14 protein-coding genes are annotated in these 15,138 nt (G+C 61.8%); 5 read left to right on the top strand and 9 right to left on the bottom strand.

Annotated elements, in window-relative coordinates:
* Positions 1–106: 106 nt before the first annotated feature.
* Positions 107–376, bottom strand: a complete 270-nt coding sequence (locus tag Q355_RS0102425; protein WP_027876319.1) for a glutaredoxin family protein — start codon at positions 374–376, stop codon at positions 107–109.
* A 184-nt stretch (positions 377–560) separates the two neighbouring features.
* Here Q355_RS0102425 and Q355_RS0102420 point away from each other — a divergent pair, with 184 nt between their 5' ends.
* A complete protein-coding gene (locus Q355_RS0102420) occupies positions 561–1,370 on the top strand; it encodes a DNA-formamidopyrimidine glycosylase (protein WP_027876318.1) in 810 nt (269 codons plus the stop codon).
* 12 nt (positions 1,371–1,382) lie between these two features.
* On the opposite strand, the gene Q355_RS0102415 is transcribed toward Q355_RS0102420, so the two are convergent.
* Positions 1,383–1,712 carry a hypothetical protein gene (locus Q355_RS0102415; RefSeq protein WP_027876317.1) on the bottom strand — a complete coding sequence of 110 codons (330 nt, stop codon included), beginning with the start codon at positions 1,710–1,712 and terminating at the stop codon, positions 1,383–1,385.
* Between the two features lie 144 nt (positions 1,713–1,856).
* Between Q355_RS0102415 and Q355_RS0102410 the strand changes: the two genes are divergently transcribed.
* Together Q355_RS0102410 and Q355_RS15265 are read left to right on the top strand one after the other, a co-directional pair.
* On the top strand, positions 1,857–2,825 hold the full coding sequence (locus tag Q355_RS0102410) for a D-alanine--D-alanine ligase family protein (RefSeq protein ID WP_027876316.1): 969 nt from the start codon (positions 1,857–1,859) through the stop codon (positions 2,823–2,825).
* 41 nt (positions 2,826–2,866) lie between these two features.
* Complete coding sequence (locus tag Q355_RS15265) at positions 2,867–3,319, top strand: cupin domain-containing protein (RefSeq protein ID WP_084496020.1); 453 nt, start codon at positions 2,867–2,869, stop codon at positions 3,317–3,319.
* Positions 3,320–3,454: 135 nt separating this feature from the next.
* Here the strand turns inward: Q355_RS15265 and Q355_RS0102400 are convergent, their stop codons facing one another.
* The 4 genes from Q355_RS0102400 to glgC all read right to left on the bottom strand — a co-directional run bounded on the left by Q355_RS0102400 (position 3,455) and on the right by glgC (position 7,366).
* Positions 3,455–4,801 carry a glycogen synthase gene (locus Q355_RS0102400; RefSeq protein WP_027876315.1) on the bottom strand — a complete coding sequence of 449 codons (1,347 nt, stop codon included), beginning with the start codon at positions 4,799–4,801 and terminating at the stop codon, positions 3,455–3,457.
* A 15-nt stretch (positions 4,802–4,816) separates the two neighbouring features.
* A complete protein-coding gene (locus tag Q355_RS0102395) occupies positions 4,817–5,245 on the bottom strand; it encodes a gamma-glutamylcyclotransferase family protein (protein ID WP_027876314.1) in 429 nt (142 codons plus the stop codon).
* A gap of 113 nt (positions 5,246–5,358) precedes the next feature.
* Positions 5,359–6,048: a SagB/ThcOx family dehydrogenase gene (locus tag Q355_RS0102390; RefSeq protein WP_027876313.1), complete on the bottom strand. Its 690-nt coding sequence runs from the start codon at positions 6,046–6,048 to the stop codon at positions 5,359–5,361.
* A 76-nt stretch (positions 6,049–6,124) separates the two neighbouring features.
* Positions 6,125–7,366 carry a glucose-1-phosphate adenylyltransferase gene (glgC, locus tag Q355_RS0102385; protein WP_027876312.1) on the bottom strand — a complete coding sequence of 414 codons (1,242 nt, stop codon included), beginning with the start codon at positions 7,364–7,366 and terminating at the stop codon, positions 6,125–6,127.
* A gap of 116 nt (positions 7,367–7,482) precedes the next feature.
* Here glgC and Q355_RS0102380 point away from each other — a divergent pair, with 116 nt between their 5' ends.
* Positions 7,483–9,642: an AAA family ATPase gene (locus Q355_RS0102380; RefSeq protein WP_027876311.1), complete on the top strand. Its 2,160-nt coding sequence runs from the start codon at positions 7,483–7,485 to the stop codon at positions 9,640–9,642.
* 170 nt (positions 9,643–9,812) lie between these two features.
* Positions 9,813–10,829 carry a S41 family peptidase gene (locus Q355_RS0102375; protein WP_027876310.1) on the top strand — a complete coding sequence of 339 codons (1,017 nt, stop codon included), beginning with the start codon at positions 9,813–9,815 and terminating at the stop codon, positions 10,827–10,829.
* A gap of 65 nt (positions 10,830–10,894) precedes the next feature.
* Here Q355_RS0102375 and Q355_RS0102370 read toward each other — a convergent pair whose 3' ends face one another.
* The 3 genes from Q355_RS0102370 to Q355_RS0102360 are packed head-to-tail and all read right to left on the bottom strand — an operon-like array spanning position 10,895 to position 15,125.
* A complete protein-coding gene (locus Q355_RS0102370; RefSeq protein WP_027876309.1) occupies positions 10,895–12,115 on the bottom strand; it encodes an acyltransferase family protein in 1,221 nt (406 codons plus the stop codon).
* A 31-nt stretch (positions 12,116–12,146) separates the two neighbouring features.
* Entirely contained in the window at positions 12,147–13,982 is a 1,836-nt protein-coding gene (asnB, locus tag Q355_RS0102365; protein ID WP_027876308.1) for an asparagine synthase (glutamine-hydrolyzing), read from the bottom strand.
* Entirely contained in the window at positions 13,983–15,125 is a 1,143-nt protein-coding gene (locus tag Q355_RS0102360) for a glycosyltransferase family 4 protein (RefSeq protein ID WP_027876307.1), read from the bottom strand.
* Positions 15,126–15,138: the final 13 nt, after the last annotated feature.

Raw genomic sequence — 15,138 nt, 5'->3', positions numbered from 1 at the left:
CCGCCGTGACGGGAAACGTCCCCAATGCGTTCTTCTTGCTGGGCCCCCCTAAGCACCGCCGGGGCTTTACACCCATTCGGTTTTGACCTGCACTTAGCCGAAAGCTTCAGGTGGGGTTCGCATCACCAGGCCGAAGGCCCACCTGCTCGACCCAGGCCTTAAGCTTGCTAATAGAGAACCGGCTCATCGAGGCGGCATGCTCGCCATATACCAGGGTGGGCACGCTGCGCTTGCCGTTGTTGACCTTCATCACCAGCTCTAAAGCGCTGGGGTCTTGCTCGATGTTGACTTCTTTGAAAGGCAAACCAAGGTTTGCCAGGGCTTGCTTGGTGGCATGGCAGTCGGGGCACCAGGAGGTTGTGTACATGGTAATCATAGCCAGCGAGCAGTTTAGAAGAGACTGCACCCCAGCAGTGTGTGTTTGCCAACTTGTTTTGCTGCCCTGCAAGAACCACCCCAAAAGCTTGGTGCGATACGCGCTGGCCAGGCCCACGCGTATGGGTTTTGGTCATGTGCAACAGGGTTTGTCCTGTACAGAGCTGATATAACTGTACATTGCTATGCCCGAGCTTCCCGAAGTCGAGACCACCCGGCGCATCCTCGAGCCCTACTTGCTGGGCCAGCGCATCCAAAAACTCCTGCACCAAGACCCTGCCCGTTACCGCCACACCGAGCGGGCCGAGGGACGCAAGGTACTGGGCACCTCGCGCCGAGGCAAGTATCTGATTCTGCAGCTCGACCAGGGCCTCGAGGCCATTATTCACCTGGGCATGACCGGCGGCTTTCGCTTCGAGCCACACCGGCACACTCGAGTAACCCTTGTGCTCCCCCAGCAGACCCTCTACTATACCGATCCCCGCCGCTTTGGGAAGTGGTGGGTGGTCGAGGCGGGCGACTACCGCGAGATTGGCCTCTTAGGCCGCATGGGGCCCGAGCCGCTCTCACCGGACTTTACCCCAGTCGGCTTCAAACAGGCGCTGGCCCAGACCCGCCGAAAAATCAAAGAGGTACTGCTCTCACAAGAAGCGGTGGCGGGGGTGGGCAACATCTACGCCGACGAGTCGCTGTGGCTGAGCAAAATTCACCCCGAACGGCCCGCCCATACCCTTTCCCCCGCCGAAGTAAAAAGGCTGCACAGGGCCATCCGGGAAGTTATGGGGCAGGCGGTCGAGGCCGGGGGCTCCACCCTCTCGGACGAAAGCTATCAGCAACCCAACGGCGAGCCCGGCTATTTCCAGTTTGCCCACAAGGCCTACGATCGCACCGGCCAGCCCTGCAGGCGCAGGGGCTGTAAGGGCCGGATTGTCAAGATGGTGGTGGGTGGGCGCGGAACGCACTTCTGCCCGGTGTGCCAGCAAAATAGCCGGTAGAAGCCGGCTGGTTCAGCCTGGTTTTCCCGGCTTCGATGGCAACTTTCCCCGCTCGGCCAGGGTGTTGGTGACGATCCAGGCTTCGGCCTCCTCGGGGGTTTTGACCCGCCAGACCTCTTCGCCGGTGCGCTTATCCACGATGCCGTAGGCCTTGCTGCCCTTGAGGGGTTTGTACGTGTAAGGGGCCGATTGCAAAAACTGCTCCACATCTACCCCCTCCCCCAGCACCTGGCGGAACCAGGCCTGCTGGGCTTTCTCGACCCGCCGGTAGCCCCAGTAGTTGACCAGGCCAAACAGGGCAATGAGTACAAAGAGGGCCAGAAAAACCACAACCCAGCTCATGACCCCAGTCTATATTCGAAGGGGCCTTTGAGCACAGCTCGAGGCTCCATCACCATCCCTGAATAGTATCATCATCCATATGAGTCAATTGCACATCGTACTCCCGGTGCCACCCTGCATAAGCCGATCCGCGTGGAGGGCCCTTTGAAGGTTTTGCTACTGGCCGGCGGCCCCCCCGGCGAACACGAGGTCTCGCTCTCCTCGGCGCGGGGCGTGCTGGCGGCCATGCCCCACCCCACCGAGCTGGCCGTGATGGCCAAGGATGGCCGGTGGCTGCTGGGGGAGGACGCGCACGAAGCCCTGTTGGCCGGGGTCGCGGAGCATGGTACCCACCCCTTCCCGCCCCCCATTCCCTGGCCGGATTACGACGTGGTTTTTCCGCTGTTGCACGGTCCCCTGGGCGAGGATGGGGTCATCCAGGGCTTTTTGCAGTTGCTGCGGCGGCCCTACGTGGGCGCGGGCGTGGCCAGCTCGGCGCTGTGCATGGACAAGGATCTCTGCAAGCGGGTTTTGCAGCAGTCTGGCATACCGGTGGTTCCCTGGGTTACCCTTTACAAAGGCGAGCCTGCCTCCAGGCCGCCCTTCGCGCCGCCCTACTTTGTCAAACCGGCCAACACCGGCTCCTCGGTGGGCATCTCCAAGGTCAAGGCCGAACAGGACGCGACCAAGGCCCTGGCCGAGGCCTTTGCCTGGGATAACAAGGTGCTGGTGGAGCAGGGCATCGAAGGGGTGCGGGAACTCGAGGTGGCCCTTTTAGGCAATATCCAGGCCGAGGCCAGCGTGGTGGGCGAAATTACCTACCAGGCCGAGTTTTACGACTACGAAACCAAGTACACCGCGGGTAAAGCGCAGCTCCATCTGCCTGCTTCCATTGCCCCCGAACTTTCCGACAAAATCCGGGCTACGGCCATTGCGGCCTACCGCATCCTGGGCGTGCGGGGCATGGCCCGGGTGGATTTTTTCCTGTCGGGCACGGGCGAACTCTACCTCAACGAGCTCAACACCATCCCCGGCTTCACCCCCACCAGCATGTACCCCAAGCTCTGGCAGGCCAGCGGCCTCGAGTACCCGGCCCTGCTCGACCGGCTGGTGCGGCTGGCCCTCGAGCCCTAGTGCATTTTGCCGGAGGGATTGGGGGTTGGGTAGAATACGGCATGTCAAAAACTCCTGACACAGGTCCGATAGACCTGGGTGTGGTAGAGGACCACGGCGGCATCAGCGTGATTCGCGGCGGCGGTAACCGGCGGGCCTGGAACGGCATCCAGTACCTGCAGGGCATGTCCGGCAAAAACGTAGGCTCCACCAGCCTCTCCATTAACGTGGCCACCGTGCCGCCGGGGGCGATTGCTTATGCCCATATCCACGATGGCTTCGAGGTGATGCTGTTTATCCTGCAGGGCAAAGTCAAACACACCTTTGGCGAGAATCTGGAAAAAGAGGTCATCAACCAGGCGGGCGACTTTATCTACATCAAACCCGGCGTGCCGCACGAGGTTTTCAACATCGGCGAGGAGGAGCTAATTGTCTTTGTGGCCCGCTCGACCGCGGACGAGTGGGACAAAATTGTCAACTACCCTTCCCGTTACCGTCCGGCTGAGGGGAGCTAGTATGAACCCCGCCTGAATCGTTCCATTAGGGATTGTCAGAGCACCCTGGTTTTTCGAGATGTTGCTACCCGCGCTTCAGGCGGGGATCCCAGAAAAAGAACAAATCAAAGACACTGCTTATTATGGCCCGTTGCTCTACGACATCCCTAGCAGTTGACGGTAGAGGGCCACGTACTCGCGGGCGGGCTTTTCCCAGGAAAAATCCTGCTGCATGGCTTTTCTAGCCACCGACTCGCGGTCGGGGTGCTTGAGGAATTCCCGCACTCCGTGCAGGATGCCGCCTGCATCGGCTGAGTCGAACATGAAGCCGGTTTCCCAGTGTTTTACCGTGTCCAAGAGGCCCCCCACAGCCCGCACGATGGGGGGGGTTCCGTAGCGCATGGCGATGAGCTGGGCCAGCCCGCAGGGCTCGAAGCGCGAGGGCATGAGAAAACCGTCGGAACCAGCATAGATGCGGTGGGACAGGGCTTCGTGGTAGCCCTGCACGTAGGCCAGGCGCCCCTTGAGGTGGGCGGCCATCCAGGCGAAGGTGCGCTCGAGGCTGGGGTCGCCGCTGCCCAGCACCACCAGGTTTATGCCCAGGCCCATCAGGCCGTCTACCGCATCGGCAATCAGGTCGATGCCCTTCTGGTGGGCAAAGCGCGAGACCACCCCCAGGGTGGGCCGGTCTTCCAGGGCCAGCTCCGATAGCAGCAGGGCCCGGTTTTGGGCCTTGCCCGAGAAGTTATGGGCGTCGTAGTGGTGCTGGAGGTAGGGGTCGGTGGCCGGATTCCAGTAGTCGGTGTCGAGGCCGTTCAAGATGCCCCGGAGCTTCCACTGCTGCGCCCGCAGCACCCCGTCCAGCCCCTCGCCCCCTTCGGGGGTGGTGATCTCCCAGGCGTAGCGGGGCGAGACGGTGGTTACGGCGTCAGCGTTCACGATCCCGGCTTTCATCAGGTTGACCGAGCCGTGGTGCTCGAGGCCCGCCCCGTAGTAGGTCTCGCCCGGCAGGCCCGTCCAGGCGTAGAAGTCCTGGGAGCCCCAGACCCCCTGGTAGGCCAGGTTGTGGATGGTATAGACCGTGTGGGCTTTGAACCAGCCCAGGTTGCGCAGCAGGGGGAGCAGGGCCGCCTGCCAGTCGTGGGCGTGAACGACATCAAAATCGCCCAGCAGCTCGGCAGTGGCCAGGGCAAAGCGCACGAAGCGGCGGAAGTCGTCGGGGTAGCCGTAGGCTTTGTCGCGGGCAAAGTCCCCCAGCCCCACCAGCACGTAGCGTACCCCACCGTGCTCGGCGTGGCCGATCCCAATCTTCTCGCGCTGGCCCTGGAAGGTGAACCAGGCCTCGCCCACGTAGTAGCCCTGGATGCCCCAGTACCAGGGGATAAAGATGGTGGGCTCGAGGCCCTGGCGCTTGAGGGCTTGGGGCAGACTCCCCACCACATCGGCCAGGCCCCCCACTTTGGCAAAGGGGAAAGCTTCGGAGGCAACGAAGGCAACTTTCATAAGCTCAAAGGCAGTTTACCCCTTGGGCTCCTTTTCTTCACGCCAGACCCCCTCCGGCAGCCAGAGGCCCGATACGCTCTGCACGGCTTGCAGGCTGGGGTAGGTATACAGCCAGACTGCACAGGGTGGTGCGGCCTGGCGGTAAAGGTAGGCGGTGGTGGGGATTCGCAGGTACTCGCCGCCCTCATCCTCGAGCGCATCGAGCAGCTCTAGAGCATGGGATAGGTTCGCGAACCACTGCACCTCACCAAACACCCGCCCCTGGCCCCGCACCACCGCTGGATAGGCGTAGGGCCGCAAATCGCCCTGGGGGATGTGAAACAGCCGGAAACCTTCGATGTAGGCCTGCTCTGAGCGCACCCAGCCCGCCTGCTGTGAGACCGAAAAGTTGCGCTCGCCCTGCTTGAGGGTGCCGTAGACAAAAACCGCTTCTGGAGCGTCCATCTCTAGCAAAGCATACCGCCTATGGCCGCGAAGCGAAGGCGAAGGCCCTACCTTCCGCTGTCAGGAGGGGCACTGGCCCTACCGTTACTTGGGGGGCGGAGGGCACCCGAGGTCTACCGGCCCAGCAGCAGCACCACCACCGGATGCTCGGTATCGGGCAGCGAAAGGAGTTTGCGCACTTCTTCGTCGTAGAAGGTCTCGGCGGGATAGGCCTGCAGGCCCAGGGCGGTGGCGGCCACCATCACCTCGCCCACCGCGTAGCCCACCTCGAGCAGGGCATAGCGAAACCCGCGCAGCCCAAACACCGCCTCGGAGCGTTCCGGTACGGCACTAAAAACCACCAGCGCCGCCGAGGCTTCCACCGCCTCCAGATCCATCAGGGCTGCTCGCCAACCCTTGGGGTCGAAACGGCTGGAAAGCTGTTCTAGCTGGTGCTGTTTGGCAGCGTAGTGGTAGATGCCCTGGAAGGTGTCCTGCAGGTGCTGCACGGCCAGGTAGACCTCGAGGGGATAGGCTCCCCCTGCCGAAGGATAGCCCCGCCCCCCCCGGCGCACCGCCAGCGGGGCCAGCACCTGCGAAAGCTCAGCCTGGGTGATGGAGGAGCCCACTTTGGGGGTGGTGGGCGCAACCCTGGACAGCACCCGCCATACTGCCGGCCCCCCGTCGCGGGCGGGCTCCGCAAGCTCTAACGATTCCAGCGGATTGGCGTAGACCTTGGCCGCAGGGGCCCGTCCACCCGGTAGCTGGTCGCCGGGGAAAATGCGTGTCAGGCGATAAAAAACCTTACCGGGATGCTTGTCCATAAAATACCTGTAGCCAATGACTAATAGCTTAGGGTAAAACCGCTATTGGCTATAGGCTATCAGCAATAAGCACAGATCAGAACCTGTAGCTTTTGGGCACCACCACGATGCCTTCCGAGGTGACGGTAAAGCCCCGGGCGCGGTCGGCCTCGAGGTCGTAGCCAATCTCGGTGTGGGGCGGGATGATGACGTTTTTGTCCACGATGGTGTTGCGCAGCTTGGCATAACGCCCCACCTCGACCTCGTCGAAGAGCACACTGCGCTCGACCAGGGCATAGGAGTTGATGCGGTTTCGGCGAAAAATCACCGACTCGCGGATGGTGCCCCCGGAAATGATGCAGCCTCCGGCAATCAGGCTGTTGAAAGCCTGCCCGGTACGGGCCCCGGCCTCGTGCACAAACTTGGCCGGTGGGGAGTTGAAGTTGGCCGCCCGCAGGGGCCATTCGGGGTTGTACAGGTCGAACTCAGGGGTAACCTGAATCAGATCCATGCTGGCTTCAAAATAGGCATCAATGGTACCCACATCGCGCCAGTAGGTGTTGGGGCCTTGCTGGCCGGGGATGGGGTTGCGCTTGAAGTCGTAGACCTGGATACGGTAGCCCTCGCTTAGGGCCCGGGGGATTACGTCTTTGCCAAAGTCGTGCGAGGAGTTGGGGTCTTTGGCGTCATGCTCGAGCTTCTCTACCAGGGCTTCGGTGCGGAAGATATAGTTGCCCATCGAGACCAGGGCCTGATCCGGTTTGCCCGGGATGGGGGTGGGGTTTTTGGGCTTTTCCTGAAATCCCACCATGCGCCACTGCTCGTCTACCTGCAGCACTCCAAAACGGCTGGCCTGCTCAATGGGCACGGGGTAAGCCGCGATGGTCAGGTCGGCCTTGTGGTCGTTGTGGTAGTCCAGCATGTGGGCGATGTTCATCTTGAAGATGTGGTCGCCACCAAAGATCGCCACGTTCTCGGGTTTGTGGTTGTTGACGAGGTGCAGGTTCTGGTAGATGGCATCGGCGGTGCCACGGTACCAGACCGGCCCCAGCTCCTCGTAGCGGTACATCTGGGCCGGCACCAGCAGGATGAAGGCATCCTCCAGAAAGCCCCCAAAGCGCCAGTGCCGTTGCACGTGCTCGGTCAGGGACTGGGCTTTGAACTGGGTGAGTACATAGATGCTGTAAATCCCCGAGTTCAGAAAGTTGTTGAGTACAAAATCAATGATGCGGTAGCGCGCTCCAAACGGCACAGAAGGCTTGGCGCGTTTGGCCGTGAGGGGAAATAGCCTTGAACCCTGCCCCCCCGCAAGAATCATCCCAAGAACACGCATAGACATGGCGTAGTTGCCTCCTTTGGCAACAGCATAACAGGGTTGGGTTTTGCCTGAAAGCCCTGGGCCAGGCTTTTTGCTACCCCTTGTTCAGTGCCCGGCTGTGGGTATACTTGTCCCGCATGAAGCTTTCTTACGAGGCGCTGGAGTGGCGTACATTTTGCGAAAATTCCAACGAAATGGCCTTATTCCCGCCAGCAAAACCCTTTTTTGGTCAGGAGCGGGCCAGGGATGCGCTGGAGATGGCGATTCGTGGGGGTTTCCACGCCTATCTGGTGGGGCCTTCCAGCCTGGGGAAACACGAGGCATTGCTGGCCTATCTGAGCACCCAGACCGTGGAAACCCCGCCCGACCTGCTGTATGTGCCATTGTCGGAGCGCAAGGTGGCGGTGCTGACCCTGCCCAGCGGTCAGGAAACCCATCTGGCCGAGGCCGTGGAAAGTCTGCTGCTGGAGGTCAATCGGCTGGACGAGCTATTTCGCCAGGGCTCTTTTCTGCGGGAAAAAACCCAGCTCGAGGCCCGCTTCAAACAGTTCCGTGAGCAGCAACTGGCCGCGCTTCAGCAAGAAGCCCAGGCGGCGGGGTTTGCCCTATCGGTCAGCGGTGAAAGGCTGGAGTTTACCGGCCCCGGCCCGGTGCCAGCCGAACTCAGTGCCCGGCTGGAGGAGGTTACGCTGGGTAGTCTGGCTGCTGCTGCCGAGCTCGAGGTTGCACTGCGGCGGTTGCGCCGCGACTGGGCGCTGCATTACCTGAACAACCGCTTCGAGCCGCTGTTTAAACGCTTCCCCCAGGCCAGGGCCTACCTCGAGGCCCTGCGGGCCCGCCTGGCCCGCTATGCCGAAACCGGCGAGCCCCTCGACCCGGCCCAGTGGCGGCCCAACCTGCTTACCTCTTCCAGCAGCGGCACCCCACCCCCCATTGTCTACGAACCCTACGCCACCGCCCCCCGGCTTTTTGGGCGGCTGGACTACATCGTAGACCGGGGCGTATGGAGCACCAATGTCAGCCTGATCCGCCCCGGCGCGGTGCACCGCGCCCAGGGGGGGTATCTGATTCTGGACGCCCTGAGCCTGCGGCGGGAGGGTACCTGGGAAGCCTTCAAGCGGGCCTTGCGCAATGGGCAGGTCGAGCCGGTTACCGAGCCCCAGGCCCCAGCGGGCCTCGAGGTCGAGCCCTTCCCAATCCAGATGCAGGTCATGCTGGTGGGCACCCATGAGGCTTTTGAAGCCCTGGAAGAGGATCCAGCCTTTAGCGAACTGTTCCGTATACGGGCCGAGTTTTCGCCCACCCTGCCGGCCAGCCCCGAGAACCGGATGGCCCTGGGGGGGTGGCTCCAGGCCCAGGGCTTCCAGCTCACCCAGGGTGGCCTGACCCGGCTCTTCGACGAGGCCCGGCGCAGCGCCGAGCAGCGCGAGCGCATGGATGCCCGGCTGGTTGAAATTCGCGCCCTGGCCGAGGAAGCCGCGGTTCTGGGCGAAGGCCTTATCAGCGCCGAGGCCGTCGAAAAAGCCCTGGCCGCCCGCGACCAGCGAAACTTCCTTTCCGAAGAAGAGTTTTTGCGTGCTGTACAAGAAGGGACTGTAAGCCTGCACACCACCGGCAAAGCGGTGGGTGAAGTGAACAGCCTGGTGGTTGTTGAAGCTGCGCCCTACTGGGGCCGCCCGGCCCGACTGACCGCACGGGCCGCCCCAGGCCGCGACCATCTGATTTCTATAGACCGCGAGGCTGGTCTGGGAGGGCAAATTTTCCACAAGGCGGTACTGACCCTGGCTGGCTACTTGCGCAGCCGTTATGTGGAGAACGGCCCCCTGCCGGCCACCATCAGCCTGGCCTTTGAGCAGAGTTATGTTTCCATTGAAGGCGACTCGGCGGGGCTGGCCGAGCTGGTGGCGGCGCTGTCGGCGATTGGCAACTTCCCCCTGCGGCAAGACCTGGCCGTGACGGGGGCGGTAGACCAGACCGGCAAGGTGCTGGCGGTGGGGGCCATCAATGCCAAAGTGGAGGGGTTTTTCCGGGTATGCCAGACCCTGGGCCTTAGTGGCAGCCAGGGGGTGATTCTGCCCAGGGCCAACATTCCCAACCTGACCCTGCGGGCTGAGGTGCTCGAGGCCATTCGCGCTCGGAAGTTTCATATCTACGCCGTCGAGACGGTGGAAGAGGCCCTCGAGCTGTTGACTGGAGCCCGCATGGAAGGTTTTCGGGGCCTGCAAGGCCGCATCAGGGCCGCCCTGGAGGAGTTCGCCAAGCTCGAGGAAGGCTACGACAAGGAAAAAGAGTCGTAGGCTGCTGCCAGCAGATGTGCTCAGGACAAAGCAATCAATCTGCAAGCAACCCAGCACTGGCAAAGAGCGCCCCAGATTCACTTCTCGCTTGAACTTGCTGGCCCTGGCAAACCGGCCAAAACCTGCACGGCGCTCACTGTGGGCCCGGCCCAGTCGCGTATCATGCAGCTATGCGTGGCTGGGTGATGGGGTGGATGCTGCTGGGAAGCCTGGTTCTGGCCCAGGATACCCAGGCTTTTACTCTGCGGTTTGAGCAAGCCTGGCGGTTGGTCAAAGAGCGCTACTACGACACGGGCTTCAACGGGGTGGACTGGGAAGCGGTGGGCGAAACCTACCGGCTCAAGCTACGCGAGGTGCGCGACTGGGACGGTTTATATCGTTTGCTGGACAAGATGTACGGCGAACTGCGCGACGACCACTCGAGGGTGCTGAGCCCTGAACAGGCGCGGCGGCTGCTGGGCGGAGGAGCGTGCCTGTCCCTGCCCTTTAAAGACCAGGATTTGCTCCCCACCACCCCACCCAATCCCAGCACGCCAAGTTCCGAGCCCGCCAGGCCGGTGAACCCAGCTCCACCTCCCTCCCCACCCCCCCAGCCGCCCCAATCCCCCTACCAGACGCCCCAGGTGCGCTTTACCGATGGGGTGGTCATCGTGCGGATCGGCGACCTGATAGACGTGGCGGGCCTGGTTGCTTTGCAAGACGCCATCCGCCGCTACGAAGCCAGGGCCCGGGGCTATGTGCTGGACCTGCGCGGCAACCCGGGCGGGCTGGTGCTTCGCATGGCCGAGATCGCGGGGGTCTTCATGCGGGGCGTACCCTGGCGCATTGTGAGCCGGGGCCTGGGGGCCATTCCGTTCCCCACCACCCCCTTCTTGGGCCGCCCACAAACGCAAAAACCCCTGGTGGTGCTGATCGATGGCGACGTACACTCTGCCGCCGAAGGGCTGGCCGGGGCGCTGAAAAACGCCGGAAGGGCCTACCTAATCGGCACCCGCAGCGCCGGCAATACCGAAGCCCTCACCCCCTACTGCTTCCCCGATGGCGGGGTGGCCCTGGTTGCGAATGGAGTTCTGGCCCCCTTCAGTGGCCCCACCTGGGAAGGGCGCGGGGTGGAACCCGATCTGGTGGAAGCAGACCCTAAAGAACAGCTCGAGGCCGCTTTGCGCTACATCCTGCGCCAGCGGTAGCGGGTTTTTGCAGGGCTTGGGAGCCGCCGGAAAAATCCGGTGGAATGGGCGGGGTTGATTCCGGCCTAATTGCGTGGGTTCGCTTCTGGCGCCTGAGGTGAAGGGGGGGTGGCTGCGCTGGCGTTGGTGCCCATTTTGCGGTGGATGCCAAAAAGAAAACGGCTTATTGCGCTGTGCTGTACCAGCTCGCTTAAGAGCGCGGTAACCACCAACGAACTCACCAGCAGCAAAACATGTAACCAGCCTGCGGGTAGGGCCAGCTTGAGCACAAAATACCCCAGCACCACAATAACGGTCTGATGCCAGATGTAGAACGGATAAACCCAGTGGCGGGCCCTGTTCAAGAAAGCCGAGGGTTGATTGAGATACTGCTTTGCGTAAGCCAATACGGCAAAGATTAGCGACAGGGCAGCCAGATCGCGCAGGGACCAGTAGAGTTCGTGGTAGGGAAGCAGTTCGCTCGAGACGATCAGACTGCGGTGAAGAACGGCCACATAGAGGTAGGCTTTTAGTAGAACCAGACCAAGGCCAGCCAGCAGAAAATTGCGGCGCTGCTCAAAGATAACCGATTGCAGACCGGGCCACAGGTACAGGGCATAGCCCAGAACAAATAGTTGAAAGTAAAAACCGAGATTGGCCAGATCTTCGGCCAGGCCCGGATGCGAACCCAGCCCCAGCGGGAGCAGGGCGCCCAAAAAGGTGGGGGTGATGACCAGGAGCCAGATTCGCCAGGGGGCCTGCTTGAACCAGCGCTCGAGCCCGGCCAACAGCCCCAACCCCTGGGGGCTTCGGAGGTACAAAAAAATAGGCAGGGCCAGCAGCGAAAAGTAAAACAGATACAACAAAAACCACAGGTGTTCTGTGTGCAAGTTGCCCAGCAAGAAACTGCCATCGCCCCACCAGGGGCCAGTCAGAAACTGCTCGTAGTTGCCTTCAAAATGCTGGGGGTTGTGGGGGTCTAGGGTCAGGCGCCGAATGTATTGTTGTGGCGGTACGATGAGCAAAACCCCCATCACTAGAGGGATGATGAGGCGCTTGAAACGATCCAGGGTATAATCTCTGGCAGAAGCCTTGCGTAAAGCGAAAACGGTGGCGGCGCCAGAAACAAAAAACAACAGGGGCAGGCGCACCGTGGTAAGGGCTTCGTTAAAGTAGCTCAGCCATCCGATTTCTGGGCCTTTGATGATCCAGCTCCAGCTGTCAAAAGGTCGCCCGGCATGAAACACCAGCCCCAGGAAGACTGCCAAGAGGCGCAACCAATCTAAGTAGTGAATGCGTTTTTCCATGCGTGCACCGTTTTCTTCCTGGCGGGCGGGTTTAGCGCTTTAGCCTCCGGGCCAGCCAGACCAGGCTGATGGCTTCGGCCAGCAGGCGGGGGTGTTGCTGCATCTGGGCGGGGGTATAGGTTTGGGCCAGGTTCAGTTGGGGGTTCAGTACCTCGCGCAGCAAGGGTGCAGCGGTCTGTATTTGCTCCTGCAGATGCTGTCCCAGACCTGTAGCCAGCCAGCTTTGGGTAACGTCGAAGCCGCGTTTGTAACGGGCCGTGCGGATGGACTCGGGAATCTTGCCGCGTGCGACCTGGCGCAGGGCCCACTTGCCGTAGCCATGCCGCAGCTTGAGATGCACCGGCAGGGCCAATCCCAGCTCGAGCACCCGGTAGTCCACAAAGGGCAGACGGCTCTCGATGCTGTGGCCCATCGAGTTGCGGTCTTCGTAGCGTAGCAGGGTGGGCAGGCTATAGCGCGTTACATCGAGCATCTGCCTCAACCAGGGGGCCTGACTACTGTTGGCACCAAGCGTCAGCCGAGCCTCCGGCAGGCGCAGATTGCCCTGGGGTGGCCCCCCAAAATAACGCTGGCGGTTATGCCAGAACAGGCCAAGCTTGTACATCTCTGCGGACAAAAGCCGGGCTAGTCCCAAAGCAAAGCCAGCCAGCTCGGCGTACCGCTTGTGCGCGAGCAAATAGCGCAGCTGGAATAAGAAAAACTTGCGGTAGCCCATAAAGCCCTCGTCGCCCCCTTGCCCGCCCAACAGCACCTTGTAGCCCTCGGCGCGTGCTGCTTCATAGACAAAGTTTTGTGCCAGGATGCTGAAGGTGGGGAAGGGTGCATCCTGTGCGGTCAGGGTTTTTTCGAAGGCCTGGATGAGCTGCTCTTTGGAGTGCTCGGGCCAGACAAAATGCACTTCGATTCCGGCTTTTTGCGCCAGGGCCTGGGCCAGGGGGCCCTCCGAGCGGGGGGCCTGGGGGTGGCCATAGCAGAAGCCCACCACCTGCTCGTGCTGCTGGGCTGCCAGGGCTGCTACCAGCGAGGAGTCCAGCCCGCCCGAGAGCGAGATGGCCAGTGGCACGTCCGAACGCAGGCGCAACTGGACGGCGGTGTGTAGGGTGGCCTCGAGCTCATCGAGCAGCGCTTTTTCTCCCAGGCCCTCTAGCGCCTGTATTTTTTGCTCGGCCCGGCTCTTCAGGTCGTAGTAGCGCTGGGGCTCAACCTTTGGCTGGTTGAGTTGCACACAGGTGTGGTGACCGGCGGGTAGGGCGTGTAGACCAATGTAGGGCGAAATGTCGCTATCGTCTTCGTAGACGTAGTAATACAGCCCCCTGCTGACATACTCCAGGTTGGGGGACAGGCCAAAGTGCCGGGCCAGGGCCTCGGTCGAGGAAGCAAAAGCCAGCAGGCCGTCTTGCAGACGGTAAAAAAGGGGCTTGACGCCAAAGCGGTCGCGCACCAGCCAGATTTCCTGGGTTTTGGTATCCAGCAGGGCAAAGGCGAACATCCCGATAAAGCGTTCCCAGGCCGCTTTGCCCCAGGCTTTATAGGCCTCCAGAATTACCTCGGTGTCGCCCTGGGTCTGAAAGCGGTGGCCCAGGCCCTGTAGCTCGGCGCGCAGCTCGAGGTAGTTGTAAATTTCGCCGTTAAACACAATGCAGTAGCGCCCGCTGTGGTCCCACAGGGGCTGGTTGGAGTGCTCCGACAGGTCGATGATGCTCAGGCGGTTGTGGCCCAGCACCAGTTGGCCAGCGGGCTGAGGCAGTTCTACCACGGCCTGGTGATCGGGGCCCCGCGCAAGCTGACTGGCCACGATCTCACCGACCAGTTTCGTCAGCATGGGCGCTGGCTGATTACTGGAAAATGCCCCGGCAATGCCACACATTCAGACCTCCAGACGACGGGCGGTACCTGCCTTATAGAGGCGCTGGTACAGCGCTGTAAGTTTGACGAACTCTACCCCCCAGTTGAGCCGCTCGATAATTAGTTGCCGCCCACGCTGCCCCATGGCCTCGGCCTCGGCGGGGTGTTCGAGCAGCCACTTTATGGCTTCGGCAATGGCCCCGGGGTCTTTGGGGTCGACAAATAGACCGCAGGGGACATTACCTATCGACTCCCGCCAGAGCGGGAAGTCGGAGGCCACAAAGGGTATTCCGGCCATCATGTATTCGTACAGTTTGGTGGGCTGCGAAACCAGAAAGCTGGGGATGGGGTGCAGGACAGCCAGGCCAATGCGGCTGCTGGCCAAGAGGGCCAGGGTTTCGGAGCGGTTTTTGTAACCTAGAAACTCCACCTGGCGGTAGCCGGGGTGCTTTTCGGCTTCGGCGGCCAGGCTTTGTGGAGCAAAGGCCCCGATCAGGGTCAGCCGAACCTGGGAATCCTGCAGGTGCTGCATGGCCTGAAGCATCTCGAACAAGCCCCGCACGGCGGTGATGCTACCGGCATACAGCACCCGGGCGGGCCGTGTCTGGTAGGGCTGGTCTAGAAGCGCAATCTCCTGCGGATGTGGAAAGTTTTGCAGCAGGATGGTTTTGTGGGCTGGGAAGCGTTCGGCAATGGGCTTTGTAACCGCCACAACTCCGCTCAGGAGCTTGCCAGCCAGGTGTTCCAGTAGCCGTATGGCTCCAGCCACCAGACTGCGTAAGGGTTTGGGAATCCAGTTTTTGCTGAGGATGTCGGTGGGTACGTCTTCGTGCACATCGTAGACCACTTTTTTGCCCTGCAGGCGCAGCAATAACCCGATGGGAATCAGCTCGGGGTCGTGAAAGTGGTAGATGTCCCCCTGCTCGGCCAGGGCCTGTTTGTAGACCGCCCAGACCGTGCCCAGCATGCGGCCTAGGCGACCCCTGGTCTTGGTTACCGCCCGCACCTGCACGCCATCGCGCACCTCATCCTGCTCGTGGGGAACCACCAGAACCACTGGGTAGCCGGCCTGGGCCAGGCTTACACACGCCCGGTGAAAAATACGAACGTCAAAGGGGGGGTGTGCCGAGGTGAGGTGAACGATCTTGGGCAGTGGTTGGGACATGTTATGACCTTGC

The sequence above is a fragment of the Meiothermus cerbereus DSM 11376 genome (assembly GCF_000620065.1).
Lineage (GTDB): Bacteria > Deinococcota > Deinococci > Deinococcales > Thermaceae > Meiothermus > Meiothermus cerbereus.
Note: the sequence above shows the minus strand (reverse complement) of the source record. Positions and strands in the feature narration are given on the sequence as shown.

Coding starts and splice junctions, on each gene's coding strand:
- Q355_RS0102395 (WP_027876314.1), bottom strand. CDS start 5,245: ATGGACGCTCCAGAAGCGGTTTTTGTCTACGGCACCCTCAAGCAGGGC.
- Q355_RS0102425 (WP_027876319.1), bottom strand. CDS start 376: ATGATTACCATGTACACAACCTCCTGGTGCCCCGACTGCCATGCCACC.
- Q355_RS0102420 (WP_027876318.1), top strand. CDS start 561: ATGCCCGAGCTTCCCGAAGTCGAGACCACCCGGCGCATCCTCGAGCCC.
- asnB (WP_027876308.1), bottom strand. CDS start 13,982: ATGTGTGGCATTGCCGGGGCATTTTCCAGTAATCAGCCAGCGCCCATG.
- Q355_RS0102415 (WP_027876317.1), bottom strand. CDS start 1,712: ATGAGCTGGGTTGTGGTTTTTCTGGCCCTCTTTGTACTCATTGCCCTG.
- Q355_RS0102375 (WP_027876310.1), top strand. CDS start 9,813: ATGCGTGGCTGGGTGATGGGGTGGATGCTGCTGGGAAGCCTGGTTCTG.
- Q355_RS0102380 (WP_027876311.1), top strand. CDS start 7,483: ATGAAGCTTTCTTACGAGGCGCTGGAGTGGCGTACATTTTGCGAAAAT.
- Q355_RS15265 (WP_084496020.1), top strand. CDS start 2,867: ATGTCAAAAACTCCTGACACAGGTCCGATAGACCTGGGTGTGGTAGAG.
- Q355_RS0102360 (WP_027876307.1), bottom strand. CDS start 15,125: ATGTCCCAACCACTGCCCAAGATCGTTCACCTCACCTCGGCACACCCC.
- Q355_RS0102400 (WP_027876315.1), bottom strand. CDS start 4,801: ATGAAAGTTGCCTTCGTTGCCTCCGAAGCTTTCCCCTTTGCCAAAGTG.
- Q355_RS0102370 (WP_027876309.1), bottom strand. CDS start 12,115: ATGGAAAAACGCATTCACTACTTAGATTGGTTGCGCCTCTTGGCAGTC.
- Q355_RS0102390 (WP_027876313.1), bottom strand. CDS start 6,048: ATGGACAAGCATCCCGGTAAGGTTTTTTATCGCCTGACACGCATTTTC.
- glgC (WP_027876312.1), bottom strand. CDS start 7,366: ATGTCTATGCGTGTTCTTGGGATGATTCTTGCGGGGGGGCAGGGTTCA.